This is a genomic window from Allosaccharopolyspora coralli, from assembly GCF_009664835.1.
Taxonomy (GTDB): Bacteria; Actinomycetota; Actinomycetes; order Mycobacteriales; family Pseudonocardiaceae; genus Allosaccharopolyspora; species Allosaccharopolyspora coralli.
In genome coordinates this window covers 757,853-772,024 of sequence record NZ_CP045929.1, presented here as the reverse complement: position 1 = coordinate 772,024, position 14,172 = coordinate 757,853, and the positions used below count along the sequence as shown (strand labels likewise).

The following is a 14,172-nucleotide window of genomic DNA, read 5'->3' as shown; positions in this document are numbered from 1 at the left end:
TTCCCGGGGTCAGTGTCGCTTGCCGCCGCGACGCGGCGCCGAGGCGAGTTCGTCGAAGCGGGCTGCTACCCAACGGTGCACGGCATCGGACACCGCACCGCAGCCTGCTCGACGCTCGAACCAGCGCCAGTCACAGTTGACGTTGACCTCCAGGAACACGAAATCGCCGTCGGTGACGAGGATGTCGAAGGCCGCGACGTGTAATCGCCAGTGGCGGGACAGCCCGAGCAGTTTCTCGCCGAGCTCGTCCGGCACCTCGACGGACGTGACGGACACGGCGTCCGGGTCGACCCACAGTTCGGCAGGATCGACCTTCTCGACCCGGTAGGCGAGGATGTCCTCGCCGACGACGAACACCCGCAGCTCGTACTCCGACGAGAGGTACTGCTGGACGAGGACCGGTGCCGGCTCCAATGCCTCCCCGACGCGGCGAGTGTCCAGCGGCCGTGGGAACAGGCCGCGCAGCTCGCCCGGCTCCGGTTCGAGCAGGTGCTTGCCCGCCGTCTTGACGATGCAACTCGCGCCGCCGGGCCGGTTTCGACCCGGCAACGTGGTCACCGTCGTCCTCGGCACCGTCAACCCGAACGACGCGGCGTCACTGAGCTGCGTGAGGCGGTCGAGATGCTGGGTCACGCGGAACGGGTTGATCTGCTCCCAGTCGCCTCGTCCGGACAACCAGCCCGCCACCGCACGCCACTGCTCGTGCACGTAAGCACCCTGGACGGTGGTGGCGTCGACCGGAAGCGCGGTGAGGTCGAAATGCCGCCGCCACACCAGCATCGGCCGCAGCAACCACTGCTCGTACTCGACCAGCGGTGCGTCGGTGTAGACGGTCAGCGCCACGTCCAGGCACCGGTCGGCGTCGAGGCGCACCATGCGGATGCCGACCTCGGCGAGCGCGAGCGAGAGCTCGTTCATCTCCATGTCGTCGGCGCGCGCCAGCACCAGCACACACGGCACCGGGTCCGCCGAGAAATCGGCGACCATACCGGAACGGTGCATCCGTTCCTGGAAATCCAGCACGTTGCTCGGGGACCGAAAGAAGTAGTCCTGGCCCTGCAACAGCATCGGCATCGACCGGTGCTTGCGGGTGGCACCCTCCGCGACGTCGTCGGCGGGCTCGTTCCCCCGGACGACAGCCGCCAAACGTGAATCGTGTTCGCGACTCGGGCCGGGGTCAGCCATGGATCAGTCGTCCTTCTTGCGGAAGACCTTCGACGCTTGCTCGTAGTCCGCCGCGAAGTCGGCCAACGGCCCCTCAGCGACCTCGCCCCGACGGAACAGTTCGGCGAGTTCCTTGATCGTCAAGGAAATCACCTCTCTCCCAGTTACTTCACATACTTTCAGGTGAAATCATCAACTACAGTGCGGTACGGCACTACAGAATGTCAAGGTCAACTGGGAAAGCGATCCCCTGTACGGAGGATCTTGCTCCGACTGGCACTGTCGGGAACGCACGCTCGGACGAGCGCCACCAGACCGCCCGAGCACTGGGTCACGAGTCAGCTCGCCGCAGCCCGCTCGAAGTCGGCCTTCGGGTCCTGGATCTGCCCCATCGACACGGCCTCGCGCTTGAACAGGAACGCCAGGGTCCAGTCGATCACGATCCGCATCTTGCGGTTGAACGTCGGCATCCGGCTCACGTGGTACGCGCGGTGCATGAACCACGCGATCAAGCCCTTCGCCTTGAACCCGTAGACGTCCGCGACGCCCTTGTACAGCCCCAGACCGGCGACCGAGCCCGCGTAAGCGTGGTAGTACTCGCGGGTCTTCTTGCCGCGCAGCGCGGAGATGATGTTCTTGCCGAGCTGGTCGGCCTGCCGCACCGCGTGCTGCGCGGACGGGGCGCACGTGGCGTCCGGGTCCTCGTCGGTCTTCGACAGGTCCGGCACCGCCGTGCAGTCGCCCGCCGCCCACACGCCGGGCAAGCCTTCGACCTGCAGGTGCGACGTGCAGCGCACGCGCCCGCGCTCGTCCAACGGCAGGTCGCTGTTCTTGAGTACCGGGTTGGCCTTGACACCCGCGTTCCACACCAGCGTGTCGGTGTCGAACTCGGTGCCGTCCGAGAGCACCGCGTGCCCGCCTTCGACGGACTTGAGGAAGGTGTTGAGGTACACCTTGATGCCACGCTCCTCGAGCGCCTGCACCGTGTACACACCCATCTTCTCGCTCACCTCGGGCATGATCCGGCCCGCGGCCTCGATGAGGACGAAACTCAGGTCGTCCGGCGAGATCGTCTCGTAGTAGCGGCAGGCGTAGCGCGCCATGTCCTCGATCTCGGCGAGCGCCTCGGTGCCCGCGTAGCCGCCGCCGACGAAGGCGAACGTGAGCAGGCGCCTGCGCACCTCCGGATCGTCGGTGCCTGCGGCGGCGTCCATCTTCGCCAGGACGTGGTTACGCAGGTAGATCGCCTCGCCGACGGTTTTGAGGCTGATGCCCTGCTCGGCCAGCCCCGGGATCGGCAGCAGCCGCGAGACCGACCCGAGCGCGACGACGAGCTCGTCGTACTCGAGCTCTTCCTTGCCCGCCTGGGGGTTCTCGATGGTGACGCGCTTGTCCGCATGCTTGATCTCGGTGACGCGTGCGGTGATCACGTGGCACCGCTTCAACACCCGGCGCAGCGGCACCACCACGTGCCGGGGTTCGACGTTTCCCGCGGCCGCTTCAGGAAGAAACGGCTGGTAGGTCATGTGCGGCTGAGGATCGACCACCGTCACGGACGCCTCACGACGGCCGAGCTTCTTCTGCAGGTGCAGCGCCGTGTACATCCCGACGTAACCGCCGCCGATGACGAGGATCCGGGTGGGATCGGACTTGTCAGCCATGACTGTCATGGTCGCACTTCTGCGACCGCACGCGCCGCACAGACCCCCCGCAGTGTGACTCCGATCGCCGGTGTCACCGATCACGATCAACGCAGTGTGTTCGTGCGAGTGCAGTGGGTGGCGTCGCGCTCGGCGACACGCACCGCGGTGTCCTGTCAGGCTCCGTTGCCCAGGCCGGGTTCCGCCTCGATGTTCAGCCACCCTACTCGAAAACGAGGTCGCACTCGCCGGGAACACGACAGCCTCCGGCGGGTGGCCCCGCGTGCAGGACCCGTACGACGACCACCTTCACCTGCACTGTTGCGATTCTGAATCGGTATGGACGGGCTCACCGTCCCGCGATTCGCGCGAAGGACTCGGGGTAGCGCTCCCCTGCGACCTCCCCTGCGGATGCGGCGGACTCGATCCTCGCGAGATCGTCTTCGGACAGCTCGACCGTGGCAGCCGCGACGTTCTCGTCGAGGTAGGCGCGTCGCTTCGTGCCCGGAATGGGAACCACATCGGAACCCTGGTGCTGCACCCACGCGAGGGCGAGCTGCCCCGCCGTGACGTTCTTGGATTCCGCCAGCTCACGCAGGACCGCCACGATCGCGAGGTTCCGGTCGAGGTTGTCCTCGCCGAAGCGCGGGAATCCACGCCGGGCGTCGTCCTCCGCCAGGTCGTCGCGGGACGTCACCGCTCCCGTCAGAAGACCCCGGCCCAGCGGCGAGAACGGCACGACGCCAATGCCGAGCTCACGGCAGGCAAGGAGCACTTCCGCCTCGATCTCCCGCGTCCACAGCGACCATTCGCTCTGCAGCGCCGCGACCGGATGCACGGAGTGGGCGCGTCGGATCGAGTCCACGCTCGCTTCGGAGATACCGAGATGACGCACCTTGCCCTCGGCGACCAGTTCCGACAACGCCCCGAAGGTCTCCTCCACCGGAGTGTCCGGGTCGACGCGGTGCTGGTAGAGGAGGTCGATGTGGTCGACACCGAGCCGGCGCAGCGACGCCTCGCAGCACTCCCGCACGTAGGAGGCATCGCCTCGGGCACTCATCTGCCCGTCACGGTGGACGATGCCGAACTTCGTGGCGAGCACGACCTCGTCCCGGCGGTCGGCGATCGCCCGGCCGACGAGTTGCTCGTTGACTCCGGCGCCGTAGACGTTCGCCGTGTCGAGCAGCGTGACTCCGTGATCGAGCGCCCGGTGGATCGTCGCGACGGACTCCGTGTCGTCCTGCCCGCTGCTGTAGGCGTGGCTCATCCCCATGCAGCCGAGGCCCTGCGCGCCGACCGTGAGGTCTCCCAGCCTGCGAGTCGGCATGCTCATGCCGACACCTCCTTCTCCATTGGTGTCGTGTCGAGGCGTTCGGCATCGCGCATGTCGAGGATCAGGTTCCATTCGGGTCTGTCGACGGAGAACCCGCCGTCAGGCGCCGCTTGCGCGATCGAGTAGTGCACGACGCCGACGGTACGACCCGAAGCGCGCACCAGGTCAATGCACGACGATGGGGTCATGGTCGACGTCGACGTCGCGCACACCTGCCAGCTGAGCCGGACGACACTCGAACGCGCGCGTCAGCTGCTCGTCGAGGTCTTCGAGGACGACCTGGGTGAGCACGACTGGGAACACGCGCTCGGCGGGATGCACGCACTCGCGTGGGAAGGCGACGAACTCGTCGGCCACGGGAGCGTGGTGCAACGACGACTCCTCCACGCTGGCCGGGCTTGGCGCACCGGCTACGTCGAAGGCGTCGGAATCCGGGCCGACCGGCGCGGACTCGGCCACGGAGGAGCGATCATGGCGGCGCTGGAGGCGGTGGTGCACGGTGCCTACGAACTCGGCGCGCTCGGAGCCAGCGACGCCGGCGCGGCGTTCTACGCGAGCCGATCCTGGCAGCTCTGGCAGGGTCCGACCTCGGCTCTCACCCCGTCCGGCATCGTCCGAACCCCGGAAGAGGATGACTGCACCTTCGTCCTACCGGTGACAGTCGCCCTCGACCTCACCGGCGACATCACCTGCGACTGGCGCGACGGCGACCTGTGGTGACCGGCAGGCGTGAGCCTTTTCAGTTGCTATAGCCACCACAAAGGCTCACGCACCTGTGGCGGGGTCGCGCTGATCTCGCGGTGACGAACGCTTCCTCATGAGGAAACGAAGCTCGCGCGGTAGTTCTCCGGTGCACGCCCCAGTACGGAAGCGCTGATGTGGGTGTTCAGGTCCACGGCCAGCTCGACCAGGCGACAAGTCAACCGTTCCACGGCTGCGGCGGTGACAGCGTCGTCTCTCAATCGCTGAGCGTCCAGTGGACCGATACTGTGCAGCGTCCTCAGCGCACGGTCGAGGGCGTCGAGCTTGTTGCGGACGACACCTTCGTCCAGCCTTCGCTGCATCATCGGCCTGCCATCAGTTCGAGGTCGAGCCGGCGCAGATGGCGCGTGTCCATCTCGATGGTGATCGCCGCCATCTGCGCCGTGGCGAACGTACCCGGCGTTGCCTCGTACAACACCAGACTGTCCGGTCCGAGCGCTCGAGCCTGGGCGACGACGCCGGCGCTGCGCAGATCCAGTGGATCGATCCGGTCGAACCCGGTCAGCTCCATCAGTTCGTCGACAAGCCCGACGACGTCGCGAGACGCGTCGACCCGATGCCGGAACGCGACGTCCAGGTCCGCCGCCGCTCGCAGCGGCTCGGGATCCAACACGCTGCCGTGGACCATGAGCAGGTCGAGACCATGCCGTGTACCGAGCTCCGCGACCGCGCCGGTCTCGACCGACGACCGGAGCCTGTCCAGGGCAACGTAGGGGGTCATCACGTCCACCATAGCCGCTGCATGATCGCCTGCCACCGATGTTCGCTCTGCGGCGAGTAGTTGCGCCGCAGAGCGTGACTACCGGGCAGCATCAATGACGGCGCACCCGGTAGTGATAGGTCGAGAAGTCCTGGTACCCGGCATGCTCGTAGAGCTTCCGTGCCGCGAGGTTGTCGGAGACGACCTGCAGCCAGGTGTGCCGCACTCCCCGATCGGCGGCCGCCGTGAGCAATCCACGAAGAATGTCCTGTGCATGGCCACGACGACGGACGTCGGCCCGGACCGCCATGCAGTAGACGCCTGCCCACTGGCCCACGAGCGAGAGACGACCAACGGCTGCGGGCGACCCCTCGTGGCGACTCACCGCATACAGCGCAGGCCCACCGGCCAGGATTCTCCCCGCAGTGACCCGAGCATCGTCATCACCGCGACCGTCGACGGCCCACCACAAGCGCATCCAGTCGTCACCCGGTTCGTCTCGAACCTCCACGCTCGAACGACCACACGACAACCGGTTGAGCACTTCCTCGACCTCAGCGACCTGGATCGTCGTGGCGCCGCTCAATTCGTATCCGCGCTCGGCCAGGACCTCATCGAGTTCCGGAGGCTGAGCGGCTGGACTGAGCTGGAAACAGGGCGGCAATCCATGGTCGAGATACAGCCTTTCGACTCGCGTGATCGCGTCCGGCAGGTCGCGCGGAGCAGCGACGGGAAGCACCGAGTTCGCCCGCTGCGTAACTCCCTCGGACCGACGCACGATCCAGCCGTCGACTGGCACTTCGGACAGAGCGCGCCAACTCCGGTTCATCAAATCGTCGAGCTCGCTCGCTGAGATCACAGACCGAGACATACCAGACCCCACGGCATCACCCGGCGAGCCAGTGTCGGCATCGGGCGTGAGCCTTTTTGGTTGCCATCGCCACCAAAAAGGCTCACGCCATGCTCCGAGCCGTCACGCTGCAGCGGAAACGAGCTCCACCCTGCAATACTTCGTCGCCGTGCGTGCGAGTCGCCCATCGGAGGTCACGAGCGCGATGCCGCGTGCCTCCGCCAGTGCCACATAGGCAGCGTCGTAACCGCTGATTCCGGCGCGTAGCTGCCACATCCGGGGGAGGAGATCGTCGAGCGAGACGTGCTCGACGCCGAGCAGCGGGAGTCGCTCGACCGCTCGAACGGCTTGCTCCTCCTTGATCTTGCTCCCGAGCGCCAGCCCACGGACAACCGAGAACACCTCGGCTTTCCAGTGCTCCGGCGCGGCCCACTCGAGATCCCTGCCCAGCACGGTCCTCGATCGGCGGCCGCGCTCGTCCGCGTACAGCAACATGTTCGCCAGTGCAGACGCGTCAACAACGATCACGCGACGCCACCCGTCCCTGGCCTGCCGTCGCGATTCTCCAGGTCATCCGGTCTCGCTTGCTCCAGAAGCGTTGCGGCGTCCGGCGCATCGTCACCGGCACCGCCACCCTCCGCAAGATCGCGTTCGATCTCTGAGAGGAGCTGCCGGTTACGACTGAACGCTGCCTGCCGCTGCACGACACCCAGCAGGAAGGCCTGCAAAGACTGCCCACGCTCTCGCGCGTCTCCCGCGAGAGCTTCTTTGACGTCCTCCGGCACGTCCCGGATCGTCAGTACCGTCATGACTGCATTTTGCCTTCATTCCGACTGCATAATCAAGTTATATCGCTTCAGTTTCGCCACAGGCACACCGCAGCAGACTCGACCCTCTTGACATGCAGCCCGTTGGTTGCCTATTTTATGCACCCAGACGGTTGCATAAGTTCGGATCAACGCAGGTGTTATGGACGGGGTCTTCAGGGCGCTGGCCGACCCGAATCGGCGTCGGCTTCTCGACAGTCTCAACGCGCGAAACGGGCAGCGTTTGCGCGAGCTGTGCGAGGGACTGGACATGGCCCGGCAGTCGGTCAGCAAGCACCTCGCCGTACTCGAGGAGGCCAACCTGGTCACCACGGTTCGTCGTGGCCGGGAGAAGCTGCACTACCTCAACGCCGTTCCGATACATGCGATCGCCGATCGCTGGATGCACCAGTACGACCGGCGGCGCACGGAGGCGCTGGCCGATCTCAAACAGGCATTGGAGTCAGGCCCGATGAGTGAACCCGCCTTCGTGTACACCACGTTCATCAAGACCACACCGGAACAGCTGTGGCAGGCCCTCACCGATCCGGCGTTCACCCGCCGGTACTGGGGAGTCACCTTCGACACCGACTGGCGCCCGGGCTCGCCCATGGCCTGGGAGGAGAAAGGTCAGCGCACCGCTGACCCGAACCAGGTGGTGCTGGAAGCCGAACCGTACCGTCGACTCGCTTACACGTGGCACACGCCGACACCGGAATGGGCTGCGGCCGTCGGGATCGACGACGACGTGCTCGCCACGCTCGCCTCCGAGACCCAGTCGAAGGTCACGTTCGAGATCGAACCGTTCGGGCAGACGGTCAAGCTCACCGTCGTCCACGACGACTTCCCCGTAGGCAGCACGATGCGACAGATGGTCAGCACCGGCTGGCCGCCCCTGCTCTCGGGGCTGAAGACCCTGCTGGAGACCGGCGACACGCTCCCGCCGGTACCGGACGAGGCATGGCAGAACTGACGTGCGCGGACTCGGATCAGCGAGGTTCGATCGCTTCCCTGATGACGGTGGCGATGCCGGGAACATCGTTGAGCTCGCCGGCGGCAACAGCGATGATGAAGTCGTACGCCTCGTCGTTGGACAGAGTCAGCCGCTTTCCGTTGACGCCGAGAAAGGCGATGGTGGCCGCCAGAGCCAGGCGCTTGTTGCCTTCGACGAGAGCATTGTTGCCTGCAAGGGAATGCGACAAGGCCGCTGCCTTCTCCTCCAGGCTCGGATAAGCATCGTCGCCGAACACCGAAGCCCGTGGTCGTGCCAGCGCCGACTCGAGCAACCCGTAGTCACGCACCTCGACTTCGCCCGCGATCGCTCGCTGAGCGACGTGAATGAGTTCAGCGAGCGTCAGGTGGATCACTGGCCGAGCCGCTCCAGCGCCTCGGCATACCGCGGCAGCTCCTCGTCAAGTACACGATCAAGTAGTTCAGCTCGGCTGTGGGTCTCCACGTACTCGCGAACGGCTTGCCTGGCGACGTCCTGCATCGAGCGATGCTCGAGTTCAGCACGTCGGCGCAGCGCATCGGCTTCGGCGTCCGACAGGCGCAAAGTCATCGGCATGGCATGATGGTATCACCGATGATACCGACGTTTCCCTCAGCGTCGTCCTTGCTGACTACGCCCGCACGTGAGTCCGACGCGCCATCACCGGAACCCCGCGAACTCCTTCGTCTGCTCCAGCACTTGCCGCTGTCAGCGCTCCTTCGTCCAGCCTTCGCTGTGTCGTTGGCCTGGCATCAGTTCGAGGTCGAGCCGACGCAGATGGCGCGTGTCCAGCTCGATGGTGATCGCCGCCATACCCGCGAAGATTATCCTGCGCATGGCCACGACGACGAACATCGGCGCGGGCCGCCATGCAGTAGACGCCGGCCCACTGACCCACGAGCGAGAGACGCCCAACGGCTGCGGGCCCGAACTCGTCGCGACTCACCGCATACAACGCGGACCCGCCGGTCAGGATTTTCCGCGCAGTGGACCGAACGTCGTCACCCCCGCGATGGTCGTGGCGCCACTCAGTTCGTATCCGCGCTCGGCCAGGACGTGATCGAGCTCCAAAGGGTGGGCGGCCGGACTGATCTGGAAGCTGGGCGGCAGCCCGTGGTCGAGATACAGCCTTTCCACTCTCTCGCTGAGATCACAGATCGAGGACTACCAGAACCCACGGCAGCACCGGCGAGCCAGTGTCGGCGTTGCAGCATGGCGTGAGTCTTTTTGGTTGCCATAGCCACCAAAAAGGCTCACGCATCACCCCACCTCCGCCAGCTCCTTCGCCTGCGAGAGCACCTCCCGCAGCATCGCGGGGGTGAGCTTGCCGGTGAAGGTGTTCTGCTGGCAGAAGTGAACGGATTTACGGAGCTGCCGGATCAAGGTCACTCCGTGAGGCAGAGCTCGTTGCCCTCGGGGTCTGCCAGGACCGTGAACCTGGGAGCCGTGTGAATCTTCTGGCCTCCCAGCTCACACAGCTGATCGATCAACACCTGGCGGTACTCGGCCGAAACCCGGATGTCCAGGTGAACGCGGTTCATGGTCTTGGTCTCGGCAACCCGCTGAAACCACAGCGTCGGCCCCTTCCCAGAAGGATCGACCAGATCCACAGCCCCCTCGGCCGTGACTTGCTCAACGTGACCCGTCGCCACGCGCCAGAACCGACGCAACGACTCGGCATCGTTGGCGTCAATGCCAATCTCGAAACTTCGCGCAGACATCACGAGCGCTTGATGCACCGTCACGCGGACAACGGCTGGATCCGGTCCAACGTGTCGGCGAGAGCGCCCCTCTCCCGCTCCAGGTCATAGCGCGACTGGAGATTGAGCCAGAACCGCTCGGAGGTGCCGAAGAAGCGCGCGAGCCGCAACGCCGTGTCGGCGGAGATCCCCCTCTTGCCGTGCACGATCTCGTTGATCCGGCGCGGGGGAACACCGATCGCCACGGCCAACCGGTGCTGGGTGACGCCGAGCGGCTCCAGGTACTCCTCATGCAGGACTTCCCCGGGATGGACCGGAGGCATGACGAACTCATCAGACATCCTCAGCTCCCTTCAGTGGTAGTCCACGATCTCGACGTTCTCCGGGCCCGACGATATCCACTCGAAGCAGATGCGCCACTGCTGGTTGATCCGAATGCTGTATTGACCAGCCCGATCACCGTTCAGCTGCAAGCGTTATTCGCTCGGGTGCAGCCCTCACCCCACCTCCGCCAGCTCCTTCGCCTGCGAGAGCACCTCCCGCAGCATCGCGGGGGTGAGCTTGCCGGTGAAGGTGTTCTGCTGGCTGACGTGATAGCAGCCGAGCAGGTGCAGGGCGGCGCCGCCGTCCCGGGCCGGGAGCGCGGCGTGCGCGGCGTGACCGAAGCGGGGGCGTGGGCGCGGCACCTCCCAGACGGCGTCGTGCACGACGGGCAGTAGCGCCTGCCAGCCGAACCCTCCCAGCACGACCACCGTGCGCAGTGTCGGGCGCAGTAGTTCGAACTCGCGCGCGAGCCACGGTCGGCACGTATCCCGCTCGGGCGGGGTCGGCTTGTTCGCGGGCGGAGCGCAGTGCACCGGAGCCGTGATGCGGGTCCCGATCAACTCCAGGCCGTCGTCGGCGGCCACCGACGTCGGCTGCGACGCGAGCCCGACGTCGTACAACGCTTGGTAGAGCACGTCGCCCGAGCGGTCCCCGGTGAACATCCGGCCCGTCCGGTTCGCGCCGTGCGCGGCGGGGGCGAGGCCGACGATCGCGATCGCGGCGTCCACCGGGCCGAACCCGGGAACCGGGCGCCCCCAGTATTCGTCGTCGCGGAACGCGGCACGTTTCGTCTCGGCGACTTCTTCGCGCCACCGCACCAGTCTCGGACACGCCGTGCAGTCGGCGACCAGCGCATCGAGCTCGGCGACGCGTCCCGCCCCGGCCGCGACCTCGGCCGGATCGGTGACCGGATCCTGCACCAGTCGGGAGATCGCCTTCGCCATGTGCCCAGCCTCCCAGAGTGACCGCAGGCAAGGGTCCGACGCCCGCCCCGAGCCTCAATGACCGGCAGGAGACACCACGTAGGGTCAGGGGCATGGCAGGCACCGAGGACACCGCAGCAACCACCGACAAGGCAGCCGAGGACACTCCCCGCCCCGCCGAACCTGTCGACGACCTGGTCAGCACGCACCACACGATCACCGCACACGGGACCGAGCTCGCCTACACGGCCACCACCGGCCGCGTCGTGCTCCGCGAAGAAGCGTTCACGGACGGCAAGTTCGACGGCAATGTCGCCAAGGCCGAGGTGTTTCTGACCTCCTACGTCGCCGATCACGCGCAGCCCGGATCCCGGCCGGTGACCTTCGCGTTCAACGGTGGCCCCGGCTCGTCGAGCGTGTGGCTGCACCTCGGGCTGCTCGGTCCGCGCAAGGTCGTCTCCGGCGACGCAGGCGCACTGGCGCCGCCTCCCTATGGTCTCGCCGACAACCACGAGACCCTGCTCACCTACACCGACCTGGTGTTCATCGACCCCGTCTCGACCGGGTACTCGCGGGCGGTGGAAGGTGGCGAGCCCGCCGACTTCCACGGCTACCAGCGCGACATCGAGACGATCGCCGAGCTGATCCGGCTGTGGACGACCCGGCACGACCGGTGGCTGTCGCCGAAGTACCTCGCAGGCGAGTCGTATGGAACGCTGCGCGCCGCCGCGCTCGCCGACCGCCTGCAGAGCCGCTACGGGCTCTACCTCAACGGCCTCATGCTCATCTCCTCGGTGCTGGACATGGGCACGATCCGGTTCACCGAAGGCAACGAGCTGCCGTACTCGCTGTTCCTGCCGACCTACGCCGCCATCGCCAACCACCACGGCAAACACGGCGACAGGCCGCTGCGCGAGGTGCTCGACGAGGCCGAGGAGTTCGCCTCCCGCGACTACCCGTGGGCGCTCGCGCGAGCCTCGCGGCTCACCCCCACCGAACGGCAGGAGATGGTGCGCCGCACCGCCGAGCTGACCGGACTCACCGAGGACTACGTGGACCGTGTGGACCTCAAGATCGAACACGTCCGGTTCTTCACCGAGCTGCTGCGCGACCAGCGCAAGACGGTCGGGCGCATGGACGGACGGTTCACCGGGTGGGAACCGGACGCGGCCGGTGAGCGGTTCACCAACGACCCGAGCATCTCCGGCATTCAGGGCGCGTACGCGGCGGGCATCAACCACTATCTGCGCGCCGAACTCGACTACGCCAACGACCTGCCGTACGAGCTGCTCAGCAGTCGGGTGCATCCGTGGTCGTACAAGGAGTTCGAGGGCAGCCAGGTGTCGGTGACCGACAAACTCTCCGCCGCGATGCGCGCCAACCCGCATCTGAAGATCCACGTCGGATGCGGACACACCGACGGGGCGACGCCGTACTACGCGGCCGAGCACGTGCTGGCTCGGTTGCAGATCCCGCCTGAGCTGCGGGTGAACATCGACCTCAAGTACTATCCGGCCGGGCACATGATGTACGTGCACGAACCCTCGCGGATCAAGCAGTCCGCCGACCTCGCCGAGTTCCTCCAACGCTGACGCGACACCCGAGTTCGTGACCCACGGGTGCGAATTCGGGCAATAACGTCACAGAACCACCAACCCAGATCGATCCGCGCACCTCTGGGCCACTCGATCAGGCGAAAGGTGGGCGCAACCGGCACGATGGACGGGTAGGCACACGGGCCCGCGGCATACGGCCGGAGGTGTCCATGTCGAGGACGTTCGCGCATCCCGCCCTGGTCGGTACCGGCATGCTGCTCGCCTGCGTCGCTGCGTCCTGCCGCGCCGAGCCCGTAGAGCAGTCCACACCGCCGCCGCCGGAAACGGTGACGGTCACCGCCGGTGCGCCGAATCTCCCGTCGGCCGCCTCGACGCCACCGACGACTCCCCGCACCGAGTCCCCGACCCGCCTGCTCGACAACAGCGTCACGATCGCGGAGGTCGTCGACGGTGACACCGTGCGCTACTCCGTCGGTCCCCGCTCCGTCACCGCCCGCCTCCTCGGCATCGACGCCCCGGAGGCCGGAACCTGCGCCGGTACCGAAGCCACCGACTGGGCCATGAGCACACTGCTGGGCAACACCGTCCGGGTGCACTACGACGACAGTCAGCAGCCTTCGGACCGCTACGGGCGTGAGCTCGTGTATCTGACGCTGCCGAACGGCCGCGACTATTCGACCGAGACGGCTCGCGAAGGTCACGCGGAGTACTTCGACGTCGGGGTTCCGGTGGTCAAGGCGTCGGCCATCCAGTCGGCAGTGACGCAGGCGCGCAACGCCGAACGCGGCCTCTGGGGTCCACCCTGCCTGGACGAGGCGAGCGCCCCCGCTGCGCCCGGAATGCCACCCGTCCCGCCGCCCAGTAGCGACGAACCCACTACACGAACGACGGAGACGACGACAGAGCCCCCCACGACCGGGCCCCCCACGACCGGGCCGACGACGACAGGGCCGGCGACGTCGGAGACGACAACGGAGACCACCACGACCGAACCCACCACCACGGACACGACGACGACCGCGCCTTTCGCCACCACGTCGTCGCCTGCGTTCCCGGAGGCGACCACGCCATGATGCCCAACTACCCGCCGGCGCCGGACAACGAGCCGACGCCGAACTCGACCACCGACGACTCCGGCACGGTCAGTCTCGCGTTCGGCTGCGCCGCCGCGTTCTTCGCGTTCGTGCCGTTCATCGGTGTGGTGGCGTGGCTGCTGGGCATCTGCGGGCTCGTGTTCGGCGTGAGCGCGTACCGCAAACTCGGGCGTGGTGAGCCCGACAACCGCGTCGCGGCCGGATTCGGGGTGGGCCTGTCGTCCTTCGCGCTGCTCGTGTGTGTCGGCTGGGTCGTCGCCACCCTCGTGTCGCTGTCGTCCTGAGCACACGTCCCCAGAACGCACACCGGCGCCCCCGCGGGAAAGTCC

Annotated in this window: 22 protein-coding genes and 1 pseudogene; 5 read left to right on the top strand and 18 right to left on the bottom strand. The window is 66.8% G+C overall.

Features of this window, described 5'->3' with window-relative positions; genetic code table 11:
- Positions 1-9: 9 nt before the first annotated feature.
- From GIY23_RS03705 to GIY23_RS23170, 4 genes are all read right to left on the bottom strand, one after another.
- Positions 10-1,146 (bottom strand): ATP-grasp domain-containing protein, encoded by a 1,137-nt coding sequence (locus tag GIY23_RS03705; RefSeq protein WP_228717528.1) that lies wholly within the window; start codon positions 1,144-1,146, stop codon positions 10-12.
- 356 nt (positions 1,147-1,502) lie between these two features.
- Complete coding sequence (locus GIY23_RS03700) at positions 1,503-2,825, bottom strand: NAD(P)/FAD-dependent oxidoreductase (RefSeq protein ID WP_154075374.1); 1,323 nt, start codon at positions 2,823-2,825, stop codon at positions 1,503-1,505.
- A 328-nt stretch (positions 2,826-3,153) separates the two neighbouring features.
- Positions 3,154-4,131, bottom strand: a complete 978-nt coding sequence (locus tag GIY23_RS03695) for an aldo/keto reductase (protein WP_154078584.1) — start codon at positions 4,129-4,131, stop codon at positions 3,154-3,156.
- 2 nt (positions 4,132-4,133) lie between these two features.
- Complete coding sequence (locus GIY23_RS23170) at positions 4,134-4,268, bottom strand: hypothetical protein (protein ID WP_267313233.1); 135 nt, start codon at positions 4,266-4,268, stop codon at positions 4,134-4,136.
- Positions 4,269-4,305: 37 nt separating this feature from the next.
- Here GIY23_RS23170 and GIY23_RS03690 point away from each other — a divergent pair, with 37 nt between their 5' ends.
- Complete coding sequence (locus GIY23_RS03690) at positions 4,306-4,857, top strand: GNAT family N-acetyltransferase (protein ID WP_407646826.1); 552 nt, start codon at positions 4,306-4,308, stop codon at positions 4,855-4,857.
- Between the two features lie 95 nt (positions 4,858-4,952).
- On the opposite strand, the gene GIY23_RS03685 is transcribed toward GIY23_RS03690, so the two are convergent.
- The 5 genes from GIY23_RS03685 to GIY23_RS03665 form a co-directional block, all read right to left on the bottom strand.
- Positions 4,953-5,204: a hypothetical protein gene (locus tag GIY23_RS03685; RefSeq protein WP_154075372.1), complete on the bottom strand. Its 252-nt coding sequence runs from the start codon at positions 5,202-5,204 to the stop codon at positions 4,953-4,955.
- Positions 5,201-5,620, bottom strand: coding sequence for a hypothetical protein (locus GIY23_RS03680; protein ID WP_154075371.1), 420 nt, complete (start codon positions 5,618-5,620; stop codon positions 5,201-5,203). Before GIY23_RS03680 ends, GIY23_RS03685 begins: the two co-directional genes overlap by 4 nt.
- A 91-nt stretch (positions 5,621-5,711) precedes the next feature.
- Positions 5,712-6,428 (bottom strand): GNAT family N-acetyltransferase, encoded by a 717-nt coding sequence (locus GIY23_RS03675; RefSeq protein ID WP_187352013.1) that lies wholly within the window; start codon positions 6,426-6,428, stop codon positions 5,712-5,714.
- Between the two features lie 144 nt (positions 6,429-6,572).
- Complete coding sequence (locus tag GIY23_RS03670; protein ID WP_154075369.1) at positions 6,573-6,977, bottom strand: type II toxin-antitoxin system VapC family toxin; 405 nt, start codon at positions 6,975-6,977, stop codon at positions 6,573-6,575.
- Positions 6,974-7,258: a FitA-like ribbon-helix-helix domain-containing protein gene (locus GIY23_RS03665; protein WP_154075368.1), complete on the bottom strand. Its 285-nt coding sequence runs from the start codon at positions 7,256-7,258 to the stop codon at positions 6,974-6,976. The genes GIY23_RS03670 and GIY23_RS03665 overlap by 4 nt, the downstream gene beginning before the upstream one ends.
- Positions 7,259-7,418: 160 nt before the next feature.
- On the opposite strand from GIY23_RS03665, the gene GIY23_RS03660 reads away from it, so the two are divergent.
- The gene (locus tag GIY23_RS03660; protein ID WP_154075367.1) at positions 7,419-8,228 is read left to right on the top strand and encodes an ArsR/SmtB family transcription factor; all 810 of its coding nucleotides are present in this window, start codon (positions 7,419-7,421) and stop codon (positions 8,226-8,228) included.
- 16 nt (positions 8,229-8,244) lie between these two features.
- Here the strand turns inward: GIY23_RS03660 and GIY23_RS03655 are convergent, their stop codons facing one another.
- From GIY23_RS03655 to GIY23_RS03620, 9 genes and pseudogenes are all read right to left on the bottom strand, one after another.
- Entirely contained in the window at positions 8,245-8,622 is a 378-nt protein-coding gene (locus GIY23_RS03655) for a type II toxin-antitoxin system death-on-curing family toxin (RefSeq protein ID WP_154075366.1), read from the bottom strand.
- Positions 8,619-8,822 (bottom strand): ribbon-helix-helix protein, CopG family, encoded by a 204-nt coding sequence (locus GIY23_RS03650; protein WP_187352012.1) that lies wholly within the window; start codon positions 8,820-8,822, stop codon positions 8,619-8,621. The genes GIY23_RS03655 and GIY23_RS03650 overlap by 4 nt, the downstream gene beginning before the upstream one ends.
- A 132-nt stretch (positions 8,823-8,954) precedes the next feature.
- Positions 8,955-9,083 (bottom strand): hypothetical protein, encoded by a 129-nt coding sequence (locus GIY23_RS23165; RefSeq protein WP_267313232.1) that lies wholly within the window; start codon positions 9,081-9,083, stop codon positions 8,955-8,957.
- A gap of 132 nt (positions 9,084-9,215) precedes the next feature.
- Positions 9,216-9,383, bottom strand: coding sequence for a hypothetical protein (locus tag GIY23_RS03645; protein WP_154075365.1), 168 nt, complete (start codon positions 9,381-9,383; stop codon positions 9,216-9,218).
- Positions 9,384-9,506: 123 nt separating this feature from the next.
- Positions 9,507-9,602: pseudogene (locus GIY23_RS03640) on the bottom strand (uracil-DNA glycosylase); the annotation flags it as partial.
- A gap of 29 nt (positions 9,603-9,631) precedes the next feature.
- The gene (locus GIY23_RS03635) at positions 9,632-9,991 is read right to left on the bottom strand and encodes a VOC family protein (protein ID WP_154075364.1); all 360 of its coding nucleotides are present in this window, start codon (positions 9,989-9,991) and stop codon (positions 9,632-9,634) included.
- Positions 9,988-10,287 (bottom strand): HigA family addiction module antitoxin, encoded by a 300-nt coding sequence (locus GIY23_RS03630; protein ID WP_154075363.1) that lies wholly within the window; start codon positions 10,285-10,287, stop codon positions 9,988-9,990. Before GIY23_RS03630 ends, GIY23_RS03635 begins: the two co-directional genes overlap by 4 nt.
- Positions 10,288-10,299: 12 nt before the next feature.
- Entirely contained in the window at positions 10,300-10,419 is a 120-nt protein-coding gene (locus GIY23_RS03625; protein WP_154075362.1) for a type II toxin-antitoxin system RelE/ParE family toxin, read from the bottom strand.
- A gap of 24 nt (positions 10,420-10,443) precedes the next feature.
- Positions 10,444-11,214: a uracil-DNA glycosylase gene (locus GIY23_RS03620; RefSeq protein WP_154075361.1), complete on the bottom strand. Its 771-nt coding sequence runs from the start codon at positions 11,212-11,214 to the stop codon at positions 10,444-10,446.
- Positions 11,215-11,306: 92 nt separating this feature from the next.
- Here GIY23_RS03620 and GIY23_RS03615 point away from each other — a divergent pair, with 92 nt between their 5' ends.
- From GIY23_RS03615 to GIY23_RS03605, 3 genes are all read left to right on the top strand, one after another.
- Positions 11,307-12,785 (top strand): S10 family peptidase, encoded by a 1,479-nt coding sequence (locus tag GIY23_RS03615; protein ID WP_154075360.1) that lies wholly within the window; start codon positions 11,307-11,309, stop codon positions 12,783-12,785.
- Positions 12,786-12,958: 173 nt separating this feature from the next.
- A complete protein-coding gene (locus tag GIY23_RS03610) occupies positions 12,959-13,822 on the top strand; it encodes a thermonuclease family protein (protein ID WP_154075359.1) in 864 nt (287 codons plus the stop codon).
- Entirely contained in the window at positions 13,819-14,127 is a 309-nt protein-coding gene (locus tag GIY23_RS03605; protein WP_154075358.1) for a hypothetical protein, read from the top strand. The genes GIY23_RS03610 and GIY23_RS03605 overlap by 4 nt, the downstream gene beginning before the upstream one ends.
- Positions 14,128-14,172 lie beyond the last annotated feature (45 nt).